The sequence below is a fragment of the Bacillus sp. FSL L8-0528 genome, from assembly GCF_038593085.1.
Taxonomy (GTDB): Bacteria; Bacillota; Bacilli; order Bacillales; family Bacillaceae; genus Bacillus; species Bacillus paralicheniformis.
In genome coordinates this window covers 3752075-3766964 of sequence record NZ_CP151961.1, presented here as the reverse complement: position 1 = coordinate 3766964, position 14890 = coordinate 3752075, and the positions used below count along the sequence as shown (strand labels likewise).

Genomic DNA, 14890 nt, shown 5'->3' with positions numbered 1-14890 from the left:
TAAAGGGTGATCTTATGGAAATGAAGGATGATAAACGCCTTCTGATCAAAGTCTGCAAAATGTACTACGAAGAGGATATGACACAGAGCCAGATTGCAAACGCAACAGGGATATACAGAACAACCGTCGGACGCATGCTGAAAAAAGCGCGCGAGGAAGGAATCGTTAAAATCACGATCGATGACCATATCGGGACACACTATGATTTGGAACGGGAGCTCGAACAGCTGCTCGGGCTTAAAGAAGTTTACATATGCGACGCAAAACCGGAACAAACAGCTGAAGACAAGAAGAAACTCGTCGGCAAAGCCGGTGCCGAAATCTTAAAACGCGTCGTGAAAGACGGAGATACGGTAGGCTTCGCATGGGGGACGACGATGGCGGGAATGATCGGGGAGTTTCACGGCGTCAAAAAACGGAGCGCTTCATTTGTGCCGCTTGTCGGCGGTCCGGGCGCCATGGATACGAAATATCACGTGAACAGCATCGTGTACAGCATTGCGGGTGACTTTGGAGGCACGCCCTACTTTATAGACGCGGCAGCCGTTGTCGAAAAAAAAGAAACGAAAGAGGAAATCGTCAAGTCCCACTATTTCAAAAAAATAGAAAGTCTGTGGAACGGCCTTACTGTGGCAGCCGTCGGGATCGGAGCGCCGCTTAGTTCTTCAAATATGATCTGGACCGGATTTTACGGCGATCAGGATATCGAGCGCCTTGAAGAAAAACAGGCGGTCGGAGATATATGCTCGCGTTTCTTTGATCGGTCGGGAGCATTGGTAGAAACAGAGATTCATGACAGAACCATCGCGATAGACATCAACCGGTTAAGGAATTTGGAGTATTCCATCGGTCTTGCCGAATCCCATGAAAAAGTCCCTTCTATTATCGGGGCTGCAAAAGGCCGTTATATTAATATTTTGGTGACAACTGCCGAAACAGCCAGAGAAATTGCCGAGGAGGTAAGAAACCAATTATGATCATTTACTTTATCATCGCCCTTGGAGCTGCATGGCTTCTCCAAAGTATTTTTGGTTTTTTGCAAATCAGGCATTTCAATCGAACATTCGCCGCATACAGACGTATGGGAAGAGTCGCGGTCGGAAGGAAGACCGGATTATTCAGAGCCGGAACGGTCGTCCTGTTTGTCATTGACAAGCGCAATAAAATTTTGAAGGCGTCAAAAATGCAAGGTGTCACCGTCTTTTCAAGAATCAGGCCTTTAAAAGGGTTTGAAGGAAAGTATTTGCTGAAGATCGGACAAGCGGAGCTTGTCCGGCACGACCGCCTCACACGGCTCGCAATTGAAGATGCCTTGAAGACATTCGACATCATCACGAAAGGGGGTGATGTCCCGCAGAAGAAAACACGGTTTCAAAAACTGATGAGCTTTCAAATCAAAAAAAGAGGTGAATTATGAAAAACGTAACATGGCTTGCGGAAAAGTTTATGGACTTATTCAGACATGGCGGAGAAGTGTTTGTCAGTATGCTTACAGACATCGTTCCTTTATTGATTATGCTGCTTGTTGCCATGAATGCCCTGATACGCCTGATAGGAGAAAAGCGCGTCGAAGCGCTCGCGAGGAAGTCGGGAAAAAATCCATTAACGAGATACATGGTTTTGCCTGTCATTGGTACGTTCATGCTTGCAAATCCAATGACGCTGTCGCTTGGCAGGTTCTTGCCTGAAAAATACAAACCGAGCTATTATGCGGCTGCATCCTATTCCTGTCATACGCATAACGGACTTTTCCCGCACGTGAATCCGGGCGAGCTGTTTGTTTTCCTCGGGATTGCCGCAGGAATTACGACGCTGGGGCATGAAACGACCGAGCTCGCTCTCCGCTATCTTCTGGTCGGGATTGTGACAAACTTTCTCAGGGGCTGGGTAACGGATATGACAACGGCTTATGTCGCGAAACAGCAGGGCATTGCCTTAAAAGATTCGATTGATCTTAAATAAGAAAGGCGGTTTACAGATGAGTTCCTATCGTTCGGTTGAAGTTTTAAAAGGGCCGGGAGGGTTTGGCGGGCCTCTGGTGATCACGCCTGATGAAGAGAGAAATAAAATCGTGTACGTCACCGGCGGAAACAAACCCGATTTTGCGGATCATTTAGCTGAGCTGACGGGGTGCACACTGGTCGACGGCTTTAAAACGACAGTACCCGAAAGCGAAATGGCCGCTGTGATCATCGACTGCGGAGGGACGCTGCGCTGCGGACTTTATCCGCAAAAGCGAATTCCGACGATCAATGTGATGACGACCGGGAAAAGCGGGCCGCTTGCCGCCCATATTACAGAAGATATATATGTTTCCGGAGTAAAAAAAGAGAATATTAAACTGCTGGGAGCTGTGGAGGAGCCTGAACAGTCTAATATTCCAGAAGAAAAACAAATGCAAAATAAACAAAACCATTATAGCACAGAGAAAAAAATTAGTGAACAGCAGTCGCCGAAAGGGATGATGGCGACAATCGGGATGGCCATGGGATCGGTCGTCAGCACGTTTTATCAAGCGGGACGGGAAGCAATTGAAACCGTTATCAAAACAATTCTTCCGTTCATGGCTTTTGTGGCTCTGTTGATCGGCATCATTAAAGAGTCAGGCATCGGAGACATTTTTGCCAAATATTTATCACCATTTGCAGGGTCACTGCCCGGATTGCTATTAATCTCGCTTGTTTGTTCATTTCCGCTGCTTTCCCCGTTTCTTGGACCTGGGGCGGTGATTGCACAAGTTGTCGGTTCGCTGATCGGCGTCGAGATCGGCAAAGGAAACATTCCGCCGAATTTGGCGCTGCCGGCGTTATTTGCGATCAATTCGCAAGCAGCTGCCGACTTTGTTCCGGTCGGCCTGGGTCTTGCGGAAGCGGAAGTCGAAACGGTTGAAGTCGGGGTGCCGTCGGTACTGTATTCGCGTTTTTTGACGGGGGCGCCAACCGTTTTCATTGCTTGGCTGGCCAGCTTTGGCATGTATGACAGCTGAGGTTTTCTTAAGGAGGGAGAATTATGGTCATGCTGTATGAAACAAAAATAAACAGAATCGGAGCTCAAGCAACAGCATTTTCAGATGAAAAGATGCTTATATTATTCGGCGAAGGTGCTCCGGATGAATTGAAAGATTATTGCTTATCAATTGATATAAAGCCTGTAGAAGGCGACTTCAATGAAGGCGATGAGCTCATACTGGGCGGCGAGTCATACAAAATCACAGCCGTTGGCGGCGCCGTTCGGCAGAACCTGGCGAATCTCGGGCATATTACGCTGAAATTTGACGGATCAGCTTCGGCCGAGCTGCCGGGAACGCTGTACCTTGAACGAAAAGAACAACTGCCGGAGGTTTCAGCAGGAGACTGTATTCAAGTTAAAAGATTCTCATAAGGAGCGGGTGCAATATGGAGATAAATAAAGGAAAAGTGGCATTGATATGCGGCGGCGGCCAAAGTCTCGGAGAAGCGCTGTCCTACCGCATGGCAGAGGCGGGATATGACATCGCGGTCGCAGACATCAACGGCGAGAACGCCGAAAGGACGGCTGAACATGCAGCCGGTCAATACGGGGTCAAATCGCTGTGGATTCAAGCGGATTTTACAAAGGAAGCCGATGTGGAAAAAATGATCGGCAGGGTCACGGAGAAATTCAATAAAATCGATGTGATGGTGTACAGTGCGGGAATCGCCAAAAGCAATAAGATCACAGATTTTGAGCTTGAAGACTGGGAACGGACCATCGAAGTCAATTTGACCGGGTATTTTCTTTGCGCGAGGGAAACGTCAAAGGTCATGATTGAGCAGGGAAGCGGGTCAATCATTCAAATCAACTCCAAATCGGGAAAAGTCGGCAGCAAACATAATACAGCTTATTCAGCTTCCAAATTTGGAGGCGTCGGTCTCACTCAAAGCCTTGCGCTTGATCTTGCCGAACACAACATTCGCGTGAACAGCATTATGCCGGGGAATTTGTTAAAATCGCCGATGTTCCAAAGCTTGATCCCGCAATACGCGAAAAAGCTCGGCATTCCAGAGAGCGAAGTAGAGCGCGTGTACACCGAAAAAGTGCCGCTCGGACGGGGCTGTACGTATGATGACATCGCCAATGCCATCCTATTTTACGCTTCTGACCAGGCATCCTATATGACGGGTCAATCGATCAATGTAACCGGAGGGCAGGTCATGCATTAAAATACGAGGGGGAAGCGATGATGAACATGCTGATTGATTCAGCGCATATACCGGAGATTGAAAGATTGCTGGATTCATTTCCCGCTGGCGGCGTCACGACAAACCCGGCGCTGATTGCAAGGGAAAAGCAGCCCTTTAAACAGCAGATTCAAGATATTCGGCGGCTCCTTCCCGAGCATCTGCCTCTCCATGCCCAAGTGATCGCCGACCATTGGCGGGATATGGCCGATCAGGCGAAGGCGCTCTATAACTGGCTGGATGGAAACGTGTCGGTGAAAATTCCGGTGACGGCTCAAGGACTTTACGCGATCAGAGAGCTCGCGGCTGAAAACATCCAGACCACAGGGACAACGGTTTATACCGCTGCACAGGCTGTTTTGGCCGCAAAAGCCGGCGCCTCCTATGTCGCGCCGTATGTCAATCGTATTGATCAAGAGTATGGTAATGGGGCGGGCGTTGTCAAAACGATTGTCGGCTTATTTAACACATACCGTTTAAATTGCAAAGTGCTTGCGGCAAGCTTTAAACATAACCGTCAAATTCTTGCCGTCATGGAAGCGGGGAGCCATGAGGCGACAATCAGCCCTGAGCTTTTAAGCCATTTGGCTGATCATCCGGCTGCAGACCGCGATATCCATGCGTTTCGTGAAATTTGGCACTCTCAATATGGAACATTTTCATTTTAGCATGCGAGCCTGAGGACCGGGAAACCGGCCTCAGGCTTTATTTTTGCTTATCATTACTTATGTGTTCTTGATTTGTTCTGTGTAATCGCTTATAATCACTTATAAATAATGAATTTTACTTGTGTAAAGAAGGAATGATCGAGTGTATCAAGAGGAAAGGTTAATTTCCATCATTGACTATTTAAAAGAGCATAAACGGATTTCCGTTGAACAAATATGTTCTTTATTCGGAGTTTCAAGAGATACGGCAAGGCGGGATCTGGTCAAATTGCAGGAGCAAGGCGCTATTATCAGAACAAGGGGAGGGGCGATTCTGCCTACCGTTCATGATGAGGTCAAAGACTATTCTGGCAGGCTGGGCATGGTTTCCGAAGAGAAAAGCATGATCGGAAAAGCAGCCGCTTCTTTAATCAGAGAAGGCGACCGTATGATTTTGGACGCTTCCACGACAGTCCAATCATGCGCCGAGCATTTGCCGGATGTCAATTGCACGATCATCACCAATTCGATTAACCTTGCGGAGGTTCTTTCCTCAAGAAAAGGTGCTGATATCCACCTGCTTGGAGGTAAGCTTCAAAAAGAGCACCGCTTTTTGTACGGCGCCTCCGTCATTGAAAAGCTGTCATGCTATCATGTTGATAAAGCGCTGATCGGCGTGGTGGGGATTTCCGAACACGGGCTTACAATCGCCCATGAGGAGGATGGAATGGTGAAACGGAAAATTATTTCTCAAGCGAAACAAGTCATAGCGCTTGCCGACCATTCGAAAATCGGGAGAACGGATTTTTACCGGTATGCTGAACTCAGTGACATCGACCTTCTCATTACAGACCGGCTGCCGCCGAAACCGTTTCAGAAACTGCTTGATGAACATGATGTCGAGCTGCTCGTGGCTGAACATCACGATACTTAAGGGGGAAAACAGCAGATGAAAATGATTGCGGTCGATTTAGACGGGACGTTGTTAAACAGTGAAAGCAAGATTTCAAAAGAAAACATCGATGCGATTAAAAAAGCGCGGGAACACGGGATTGAAGTAGTAGTTGCCACGGGGAGAGCATCCTTCGATGTTCAAACGATTTTTGAGCCGACAGGTATTAAAACATGGATTATCAGTGCCAACGGAGCGGTGATTCATGATCCTGAAGGGCGCCTTTACCACTCGGTGCCGCTTGACCGGAAACGGGCGGAAGGAATTCTTCAATGGCTTGAAGAAAAGAATTACTATTATGAGGTATTCAGCGATGAAGCGATCTTCACGCCGCAAAACGGCCGCGAGCTGCTTGACATTGAGCTGGACCGCTTGAAAAGCGCAAATCCCGGGGCCGATCTTTCAAGGCTGGAACTCGCGGCTGAACAGCAGCTCAGCCAAAACGGATATGCGTACATCAGCTCCTATACCGACCTGTTTTTAGCGGGAAAAGATGTCAATGTATATAACATATTAGCTTTTTCTTTTCATAAAGAAAAACTGGAAACAGGCTGGCAGCGATTTAAAGATGCGCAAGATATTACGCTTGTCACTTCAGCCGAGCATAACTTTGAAATTGAGCATCTTCAGGCGTCAAAAGGGCTGGCGTTGGAAAAGCTTTCGCGCAAGCTCGGCATTACCCTTCAGGAAACAGCTGCCGTCGGAGACAGCCTCAATGATTTTTCGATGCTGAAGATCGCGGGGAAAAGCTTTGCCATGGGCAATGCGCGCGAAGACATTAAAGAGATGGCTGATGAGGTGACGCTCACTAATGATGAAAATGGCGTCGCTCACATCCTGAATCAGCTGATTGAACAGCAAGTCAAACCGGTTTAATTCGTACATCCTTTCAAATCGGCGTGATGCCGGTACACGGCAGCGTAACGATTGAAGGAGTGCGGTTAAGCAGCGGATGTTATTGATCCGCGGGCCGCCGACATTGTCGGCGGCCTTTATTTATTTTAACGCTGACTCGTGAACTATGAGGTATATTTTCGTTACTTTTTATTCATTGTTTGATATGGTGATGTTTGTTACTATTTAACTATTATTTCAAATTCCAAGAATGGAAGGTGACTTTATCATTAGTTTAAATCCTCGAATTTAGAAAAAGATACTAGAACTCATTGAAAAAGAGTAAATAACAGGTGATCGATTTGGATAATCAAATGAGCATAATGTATGAGAAAGCAGAGCGGCTTTCAAAGTGGGGGAAAACAAAGGAAGCCTTGAAGGAAGCAGAGCAGTTTTTATCCAATTACCCCGACTCACACGAAGGCTATCAATTGCTTTCAAATATATATTTTAATGCGAAAGAATATGAAAAAGCGGTACAGTTTGCAAAAGAGGCTTTAAATTTAGATCCGATGAACTTTGAAATTTTGGCTGTCTTGACTCTTGCATACTATGAATTGGGAATGTACGAAGAGCATGAGGAAATAAATGAATTAATGATTTCTGAGTACCCTGATTATCACTACACTTATGCAATGCACGCTCAATTTCTTTTCCATGATAAAAATGAGTATGAAAAATCGCGTTTTTATATAGAAAAGGCAGTGGAATTAGAACCTGACGATCCATTTTCTCTTGTCGTATACAGTGAAATTTTGGCGGTATTTTTTGAGGATGGATTATCAAGGGCGTGTTCAGACAGAGCGCTTGCCCAAAATGCCGATGATGCCATGATCACGGGAATGGCCGCTTCTGCGGCGCATAGAAGAGGAGATTATGCACAAGCCTTGACTTTAAACAAAACAGCTCTACAAATCAATCCGAACAATCCAGGGATTGTACCCAATTTAGCGTTATACAACATGTGTAATTTTTGGTTTATGAAATACCCGTTGAAAGTCAGGCGCTTCCATGAGAAGCTGCGTGTTAAAAAACCGGTGTTGTTTTGGCCGCTTCTAGTCATTGTGACATTGGTCTTCAAGTGGCTGATGATTCCATACCTGTTTCTCGTCTACAGTACACCTTATATGATGAACGGGCTGGCGGGAGCCCTCATGCAGCGAAAATTGCCCGAACAGATGCGAGGTAGTTCGGTCCTCACATTTTTGGGGTACACACCGATTTGGATCCTTTTTGTATTGCTGATCATTGTGATAGGGATCATATCATTCTTATACAGATTGATATTTTAAATGAATGAAAGAGTGGAAATAATGGAAATACATAAAGATAAACCGGGAACTCTATTTTTTGTTTTTTTCGGACTGCTCAGTTTTGTCGGCACGATGTCTTTGTATGACCGATTTGGGAATCTTCAAATGAAAATGCTGGCGGCTTCCGACAACTTGCTTTTTTGCTCTGATGTAAGCATATTTTACAGCCTGCTGCTGACCTTGATTTGTATACCTTACACCGTTAGAAAAGTGATAATTTCCAAAGGCTATCAGGGGCGCTTGCAGCTTCCTTTATCCTTGATTCTTCTAGTGGTAGGGCTGACGCTGCTATGCAATGCTTTTTTTCAATATCAAAATATCGGGAAAAACAGCATTGTCATGAGAGAAGGGCTAATTTCCAGCACCAAACATTACGATATGGAAGATGTCACTTCTGTCCATGCCTATTATCAAAAAGGGTTAAAAGGCGCACTTTACCTGAAGTATGATCTGACGTTAAATGACGGAAAAAAAATCGATGCCGCCTTGTCCGACGAGTTTTACAATAAAGCTGACGAACTTGATCAGCTCCTGCAGCGGAAAGGAATACATATTGAAAGAAGCGGAATCAAAAAGAAAGATCAGGCCCAGCTGGAAAAACATGCGGGTTCCAAGGCGAACTATAAAGTGATGAAAAGGATCTTAACCGGTACAAATCATAGATAGGAAGGATAAATATGAAGAGGGATGACACGGAAAAACGCGCAAAGGTGAAAGTCATTCAGTTTGATCAACATCAACATGCTTTAACCGAATTAGAACAACACTGTGAAACTTTTGCTGATGTCGGCGGATTAGAAGACATTAAAAAGAAAATCAACATGGACTTTATTTTGCCTTTGCAAAATCCTGAGTATTTTAAAGCGTTTGGAAAAGCGACGGGGGGAAGTCTTCTTCTGTTTGGCCCGCCGGGATGCGGAAAAACATTTATCGCGAAAGCGATTGCCGGCGAGATCAAAGCAAACTTTATACACTTGGAGCTTCAAGCGATATTGTCCATGTATGTTGGGCAGAGTGAACATAATCTGCATGATATTTTTGAAAAAGCGCGTGATAACAGTCCTTGCGTTCTTTTTATTGATGAGCTTGATTCGATCGGGGGGAATCGGCAGGGAATGAGCCAGCATCATGACAGGGTGCTGGTCAATCAGTTGCTGATAGAATTAGATGGTTTAGGGTCGTTTAATGACGGTGTGTATGTGATCGGTGCAACGAATACACCGTGGTATTTAGATCCTGCCTTACGCCGTCCCGGCAGATTGAATAAGATGGTATTTATGCCGCCTCCATCTGAAGAAGAACGTGTCGACATTTTAAATTTAAAGCTGTCCGGCAAGCCGCATGATCAGATTGATGTACTGAAAATTGCCAAAAAGACTTGCCATTTTTCGGGGGCTGATTTAGAACAATTGGTCAGCGATGCTTTAGATCAGGCGATCGAACGGTCGCTTCAGCAAGGAAAGCTGTCGCCTGTCCAACAGACAGATCTTGAAAGCAGCCTTCAAGGGAGAGTGCCTTCAACGCTTGAATGGTTTTCAACAGCGAAAAACTATGCCATGTTTAGTGATGCGAATAAAGAATATCAATCCGTTCTTGATTATATGAAGAGAAATAAGCTCAAATAGGTAACCTCCGCATTTTAAAGAGTCACCCGGTCAAAAGGAGAATGATAAGTATGAAAAAGCCGTTTCAATTACCCGAAAAAATGGCCCGATACCGCGGGCAATTTGAACAATCAGTGCGGGATTTTTTGAAGCTGGACGCGAGAAAAGGAAAAACAGGCCGGTATGAAAGCAAACTGGCCGGCGATCCTTATTTTCCAAAGTCTGAAAAGTATCCTGTCGATTCACAGGGAAAGCCGATGAAACTGCTTGCGCAAATTAATTTTTCAGACATGCCCCGTCTTGAGAATTTCCCGGAATCCGGTATTCTGCTTTTTTTTATCTCTGTCAGTGATGATGTTTACGGATTGAATTTTGATGATCCATGTGAACAGTCGAGTTTTTGCATCAAGTATTTTGAGAATGTCATCGAAAATGAAGACGAGCTTGTCGACGATTTTTCGTTTGTGAAGCTTGAGGATGAGCTGGCCTTTCCGATTGGATGCGAAGCCTCACTCACACCTGACATAGGGTCTGAACTTGTCTCTGCGTCCGACTTTCAATTTGAGCGATACGCGGGAACGGATGCTTGGACATTCTTTGAGCAATTCGGCGATCAAGAGGAAACGGTGTTCGAAGAATACCATGAAATGTACGACGGCTTCTCCCATAAAATCGGGGGCTACGCAGCCTTCACGCAATATGATCCGCGGGAAGGCGATTATCCGGATCATACCGTTCTGCTATTGCAAATTGATTCTGATGAGAACATTGACGCGATGTGGGGAGATGTCGGGATTGCCAATTTTTTTATAAGGCCTGATGATTTAAAGAATAAGGACTTTTCAAACGTATTGTATAATTGGGACTGTCATTAACATAAAAAACAGCTGTCTATTTCAGACAGCTGTTTTATTTAACCCGTAATAGCCGAAGCGTTCAGGGTAAATAGCTCCTCGAGTTCATGCTCGGAAAGTTCGGTGATCCAATTTTCGCTTTGGATGATTTGATCGTTCAGCGATTGCTTCGATTCGAGCATGTGGTCGATTTTTTCTTCAATTGTGCCGGTGGTGATCAGTTTATGAACGTGGACGAACCGTTTCTGTCCGATTCTGTAGGCGCGGTCTGTCGCCTGATTTTCAACCGCGGGATTCCACCATCTGTCGTAATGGATGACGTGATTGGCGGCCGTCAAATTGAGGCCTGTGCCCCCGGCTTTTAATGATAAGATCAGAATCGGAAATTCCTTGTTCTGAAACTGCTCCACCATTTTGTCCCGTTCAAGCTTGGATAAACTGCCGTTCAGAAACTTGACCGGTTCGCCGAATGATTTCTCGAGCAGGCGTTTCATCATATCTCCCATCCCGAGATATTGGGTGAAAATCAGGCAGCTTTCATCGCTTTCGCGAATTGTCTTCGTCAGCTCCAGCAGTTTTTCGAGCTTGACTGACCTTCCGTTCAGGAGCTCGCTCCCGGTCTCTTTTAAGTAAAGGGCAGGGTGGCCGCAGATTTGTTTGAGCTTGCCGAGCATGCTTAAGATGAGAGCTTTACGCTGCATTCCGGCGAGGCTTGACATATGTTCAAACGTATCTTTGACAAGCTGTTCATATAGTGAGGCCTGTTCTGCGGAGAGCGGGATGAACTCTTTTTCTTCCTGTTTTTCAGGCAGGTTGAGCGCGACTTCCTTGTCCTGCTTTGTCCGTCTTAATAAAAACGGTTTGATCAGCTGCTGGAGCTGTTCGATCCGTTTTTCGTCGCGGTCTTTTTCAATCGGCAGGACAAAACGCTTATGGAAGCTGCCAAGGCTTCCGAGATAGCCTTTGTTCATGAAATCGTAGATCGACCACAGCTCCGTCAGGCGATTTTCCATCGGAGTCCCGCTGAGCGCGATATGATGCATGCCTTTCAGCTTTCTGATTGAACGGGATTGTTTCGTGTGCGCATTTTTAATATTCTGGGCTTCGTCAAGGCAGATGCAGTTCCAGGCGACGCTGCTGAGATCGTCAAAGTCGGATTGGGCGAGGCCGTATGATGTCAAGACGATATCTGCATCTTTGTAACATTCCTGAAATGCTTCACCTTTAGGGCGTTTTGGCCCGTAATGGAGCGCCGCCGTCAGGCCGGGCGCGAAGGTCTCGAGTTCGCGCTGCCAGTTCCCGAGGACGGAAGTCGGCGCAATGATGAGAGACGGCATTTGTTGTCCCTGTTCTTTTAAATAGGCGAAATAGGCGATCATCTGGATGGTCTTTCCAAGACCCATATCGTCTGCCAGGCAGGCGCCGAAGCCGCAGTTTCTGAGAAAGATCAGCCAGTTCAAACCGTCTTCCTGATAAGCCCTGAGCGTTCCGTCAAAAAATTTGCTGACCGGGTATGACGGGAGATCATCGCGATGGCTCAGCTTTCTGATCATGTTTTTCAGCTGATAAGACAGTTCAAACCGCACCTCGCTGAATGCGGAAGCATCGAACAGATCATCATCCTCGCGGGTTTCGCTCCGCTCCGTCAGCTCGCGCGCCAGGATGTCAGACATATGAAGCCCCTCTGTTTCTGCTCGCTCCATCAGCTTTTTCATTTGTTTGATAAAATTCGGATCGATTTTAATCCACTGCCCGCGTATGTTGACAAGCCGTCTTTTATTGGCGACAAGCTGCTCAAATTCTTCTTCTGTGAGTTCGATTCCGTTCGTAGCAAAACGCCAGTTGAAGTCCATCAATGCATTCATTCCGACAAAAGACTCGCCGCGGGGAGCCGATGACACTTTCGCTTTCAGCAGCATGTTGCTGTCTCTGACGATTTGCCACCATGACGGCAGCAAAATTTCAATCCCCATGCTGACAAGAGTTTCGCTTGCTTCGGATAGGAAGATCCATGCTTCCTCTTCCGTTAAAAGCGTCGTTCCCGAGTCGATCGTCAGCCACGGCACGATTTGGCGGAATCTGTCTTGTTCGCGGGCGATTTTATCAGCGTATGTGTGCCACGATTTTTTCAGCCTGTTCAAGCCTTCAAAGAACTGAATGGCTCCGCTTTTTTTGTCGCGCAAAAACAGTTCGATTTTCCAATCGTCTCCGTCAAAATCAGGTTCATTTAAACGGAGTCCGACGGTAAACGGCACAGGGTTTTCATGCCAGCCGATCGTTTCAAGAAAATCGTCTTCATCGAGAAAGTGTCCCTGAAATGTGGTAACGGCGGGAGAATGTGCGACAATCGATTCCCATTTTGCTTTTAACTCGTCATTGTAGTTGATGTAGTCTTCGACAGCGTGTGAAAACCATTCAGCTGTATAGCCTTCCAAAATCCCTTCTTTATCTTTCCAGCGCAGCACCTCTTGCTTCCATGCTTCATAGTCGGGAAGAAAATCTTCATCTGCGATAAACTCATAAATGGTGGAAGCTGTTTTCATCAAAGGTTCGGTTTCCTCGGTGAGATTGATGTCGCTGTAAGAATTAAATGAGTTTTTACCGAGAAATTCGACCGCCATCCACGGAGACAGCAGAACCGCCGGAGTCTCTAAACCGGCATCTTCGAGAAACGTTCCGTAAAAAGACGATTCGTGCCACTGAAACAAATACCTTTCCATTTCATTCCGCGTAAGAAACTGATGATCCCCGTCATGACAAGATAAAATGAATGTATAGTCTTCTGATTGTTCGACATGTATCACGATTTCCTTAAGACTCGCCATCGATCAACTTTCCTTTCTTAAGTTCCTCCTGGAAGGCTCTCAGCCGTTTATAGCGGGCTGAAAACTGCTCCATAAACCGGTTCCAGACATCCTGTTTTTTCGATTTTTTATAAAGGGTGCGCAGCTTTTTTAATTGTTTGACGGCTTCTTTGTAGCTTGAGCGGTTTTTTTGTTCAACCAGCCCGGAAATTTCTCTGTGATAGGAAGGAATCAATGCTTCAGGAGCCGCTGCTGCGATATCTTTCAAGGCGTTCTGCCCGATCTCAGAGATTGAAAAACCGACAAGGCTGTGGATCTCCATCCACTCCGTAAAGCGGTTTTTGTTATATAAAAAATGGCTGTATTCAGTAAAGGTATAAGGAAGGCACTTTTTGCAATACCGTTCATATACATGCTCTTCTTTTGCGTTTTTGCTGTAATCGCTCAGAAACAGGAAGAGTTCGCTTAAAACATCGCGTATTTCCCGGTACGGCTTATCCAGTCTGCAGAAGCCGGCTGCAAGCTGCTCAAGGTGTTCATACCATTTTTTAAGACGCTTCCAGTCTTTTTTGGCGGTCATGACGCTGAGCCATTGAAATGTATAAGGAAGAATCTCAGGTGAAAACGATCTGGCTTGATCAAGAATCACATCGTCGTTTTTCAGCAGAAATTCAAGATGCAGCCTGCCGAATTGTATTTCAGGCGACGGCTCCAGGTCGTTGAGCACATCGAGCTCCCGCTTCAGCCAGGTTGGCCGGGACAGAAGGGCACTCCAGATTTCCCCGAAAATCCGCAGCCTTTCATACTGGAAAATGTCTTTCTTGAGCAGCAGTTCCCGAATCACGCCGGGGGTTTTTTCTAAAAACGGGTCAAGGGAGAACGATAGCGCATATGTTTTCAGTTCATCGATCGAGCTGTAGATCGTATCCATCAGCTGTTCGATATAAGGATTCAGCGAGTAAAAATCTTTTTCAGGATCGATGCGCCCTTTCTCGACGAGCAAATGCATGGCAAGCCATGTCGCAAGAGCCGCGTGGATTTGGTACATTTTTTTCAGCTCCGGCTCCGCAGGCGTCCGCTTTTTTAAAGCTGAAAAATACCCGTAGTAAAGGTATTGCATCGTTTGCTGGTTTTTAGGCGTATGCTCTTCCCATCGTCTGAACTCCGTTTTGAAAAACGATGTCCATTGATCGAGCGTGTGGCTGCGGGGCTTCATTCCGCGCTGAAGCTGTCCGAGAATATCCCTGTTTTCGCGCCGTTTTTGCGCTTCTTTCCAAAACTCCGTAAACGTTCCCAATCGATCATATTGTGCATATAAATATAAGTAAACGGCAAGCACATGCCGGCAGATGTTTTGAGCAGGGCAGGAACAGCTGCTTTTTTTAACGTCGGCGAGGTCGATGAAGACCTTTACCGGGACCACATCCTGAACGTAAGCGCTGACCGTATGCCCGCTCATCGGCTTGACCCGATAGACGGAATCCTGTCTGTATAAAATAAGGGCTTTTTTCATGAGTTGAATGTTAGCTTCTGTGCACGGCAGTACATGCTTAAACTGTTCAGCTGCATCCATCACAACCGTTTTTGAAATCATGTCTTGAAGCATGTCTATCGCTCCTAACC

At 46.1% G+C, this 14890-nt stretch carries 15 protein-coding genes; 13 read left to right on the top strand and 2 right to left on the bottom strand.

Going from position 1 to position 14890, the window contains the following annotated elements:
- Nucleotides 1-14: 14 nt before the first annotated feature.
- The 13 genes from MHI30_RS19275 to MHI30_RS19215 all read left to right on the top strand — a co-directional run bounded on the left by MHI30_RS19275 (nucleotide 15) and on the right by MHI30_RS19215 (nucleotide 10484).
- Nucleotides 15-977: a sugar-binding transcriptional regulator gene (locus tag MHI30_RS19275; protein WP_048350528.1), complete on the top strand. Its 963-nt coding sequence runs from the start codon at nucleotides 15-17 to the stop codon at nucleotides 975-977.
- The gene (locus MHI30_RS19270; RefSeq protein WP_075751537.1) at nucleotides 974-1417 is read left to right on the top strand and encodes a transcriptional regulator GutM; all 444 of its coding nucleotides are present in this window, start codon (nucleotides 974-976) and stop codon (nucleotides 1415-1417) included. Before MHI30_RS19275 ends, MHI30_RS19270 begins: the two co-directional genes overlap by 4 nt.
- On the top strand, nucleotides 1414-1962 hold the full coding sequence (locus MHI30_RS19265) for a PTS glucitol/sorbitol transporter subunit IIC (RefSeq protein WP_043925087.1): 549 nt from the start codon (nucleotides 1414-1416) through the stop codon (nucleotides 1960-1962). Before MHI30_RS19270 ends, MHI30_RS19265 begins: the two co-directional genes overlap by 4 nt.
- 16 nt (nucleotides 1963-1978) lie before the next feature.
- On the top strand, nucleotides 1979-2986 hold the full coding sequence (locus tag MHI30_RS19260; RefSeq protein ID WP_048350526.1) for a PTS glucitol/sorbitol transporter subunit IIB: 1008 nt from the start codon (nucleotides 1979-1981) through the stop codon (nucleotides 2984-2986).
- Between the two features lie 23 nt (nucleotides 2987-3009).
- Nucleotides 3010-3381, top strand: coding sequence for a PTS glucitol/sorbitol transporter subunit IIA (locus MHI30_RS19255; RefSeq protein WP_048350525.1), 372 nt, complete (start codon nucleotides 3010-3012; stop codon nucleotides 3379-3381).
- A gap of 14 nt (nucleotides 3382-3395) precedes the next feature.
- Nucleotides 3396-4181 (top strand): sorbitol-6-phosphate dehydrogenase, encoded by a 786-nt coding sequence (srlD, locus tag MHI30_RS19250; RefSeq protein ID WP_075751536.1) that lies wholly within the window; start codon nucleotides 3396-3398, stop codon nucleotides 4179-4181.
- Nucleotides 4182-4198: 17 nt separating this feature from the next.
- Entirely contained in the window at nucleotides 4199-4867 is a 669-nt protein-coding gene (locus MHI30_RS19245; protein WP_342409724.1) for a transaldolase family protein, read from the top strand.
- Between the two features lie 142 nt (nucleotides 4868-5009).
- Nucleotides 5010-5780, top strand: a complete 771-nt coding sequence (locus tag MHI30_RS19240) for a DeoR/GlpR family DNA-binding transcription regulator (protein WP_020453196.1) — start codon at nucleotides 5010-5012, stop codon at nucleotides 5778-5780.
- 15 nt (nucleotides 5781-5795) lie between these two features.
- Nucleotides 5796-6674: a Cof-type HAD-IIB family hydrolase gene (locus tag MHI30_RS19235; protein WP_075751534.1), complete on the top strand. Its 879-nt coding sequence runs from the start codon at nucleotides 5796-5798 to the stop codon at nucleotides 6672-6674.
- Between the two features lie 320 nt (nucleotides 6675-6994).
- A complete protein-coding gene (locus tag MHI30_RS19230) occupies nucleotides 6995-7984 on the top strand; it encodes a tetratricopeptide repeat protein (RefSeq protein WP_142238574.1) in 990 nt (329 codons plus the stop codon).
- Nucleotides 7985-8005: 21 nt separating this feature from the next.
- The gene (locus tag MHI30_RS19225; RefSeq protein ID WP_075751532.1) at nucleotides 8006-8671 is read left to right on the top strand and encodes a hypothetical protein; all 666 of its coding nucleotides are present in this window, start codon (nucleotides 8006-8008) and stop codon (nucleotides 8669-8671) included.
- An 11-nt stretch (nucleotides 8672-8682) separates the two neighbouring features.
- Nucleotides 8683-9630: an ATP-binding protein gene (locus tag MHI30_RS19220; protein WP_075751531.1), complete on the top strand. Its 948-nt coding sequence runs from the start codon at nucleotides 8683-8685 to the stop codon at nucleotides 9628-9630.
- A gap of 50 nt (nucleotides 9631-9680) precedes the next feature.
- Nucleotides 9681-10484, top strand: coding sequence for a YwqG family protein (locus MHI30_RS19215; RefSeq protein ID WP_075751530.1), 804 nt, complete (start codon nucleotides 9681-9683; stop codon nucleotides 10482-10484).
- Between the two features lie 38 nt (nucleotides 10485-10522).
- Here MHI30_RS19215 and MHI30_RS19210 read toward each other — a convergent pair whose 3' ends face one another.
- Together MHI30_RS19210 and MHI30_RS19205 are read right to left on the bottom strand one after the other, a co-directional pair.
- Nucleotides 10523-13288: a DEAD/DEAH box helicase gene (locus tag MHI30_RS19210; protein WP_075751529.1), complete on the bottom strand. Its 2766-nt coding sequence runs from the start codon at nucleotides 13286-13288 to the stop codon at nucleotides 10523-10525.
- On the bottom strand, nucleotides 13275-14873 hold the full coding sequence (locus MHI30_RS19205) for an SWIM zinc finger family protein (protein ID WP_075751528.1): 1599 nt from the start codon (nucleotides 14871-14873) through the stop codon (nucleotides 13275-13277). Before MHI30_RS19205 ends, MHI30_RS19210 begins: the two co-directional genes overlap by 14 nt.
- Nucleotides 14874-14890 lie beyond the last annotated feature (17 nt).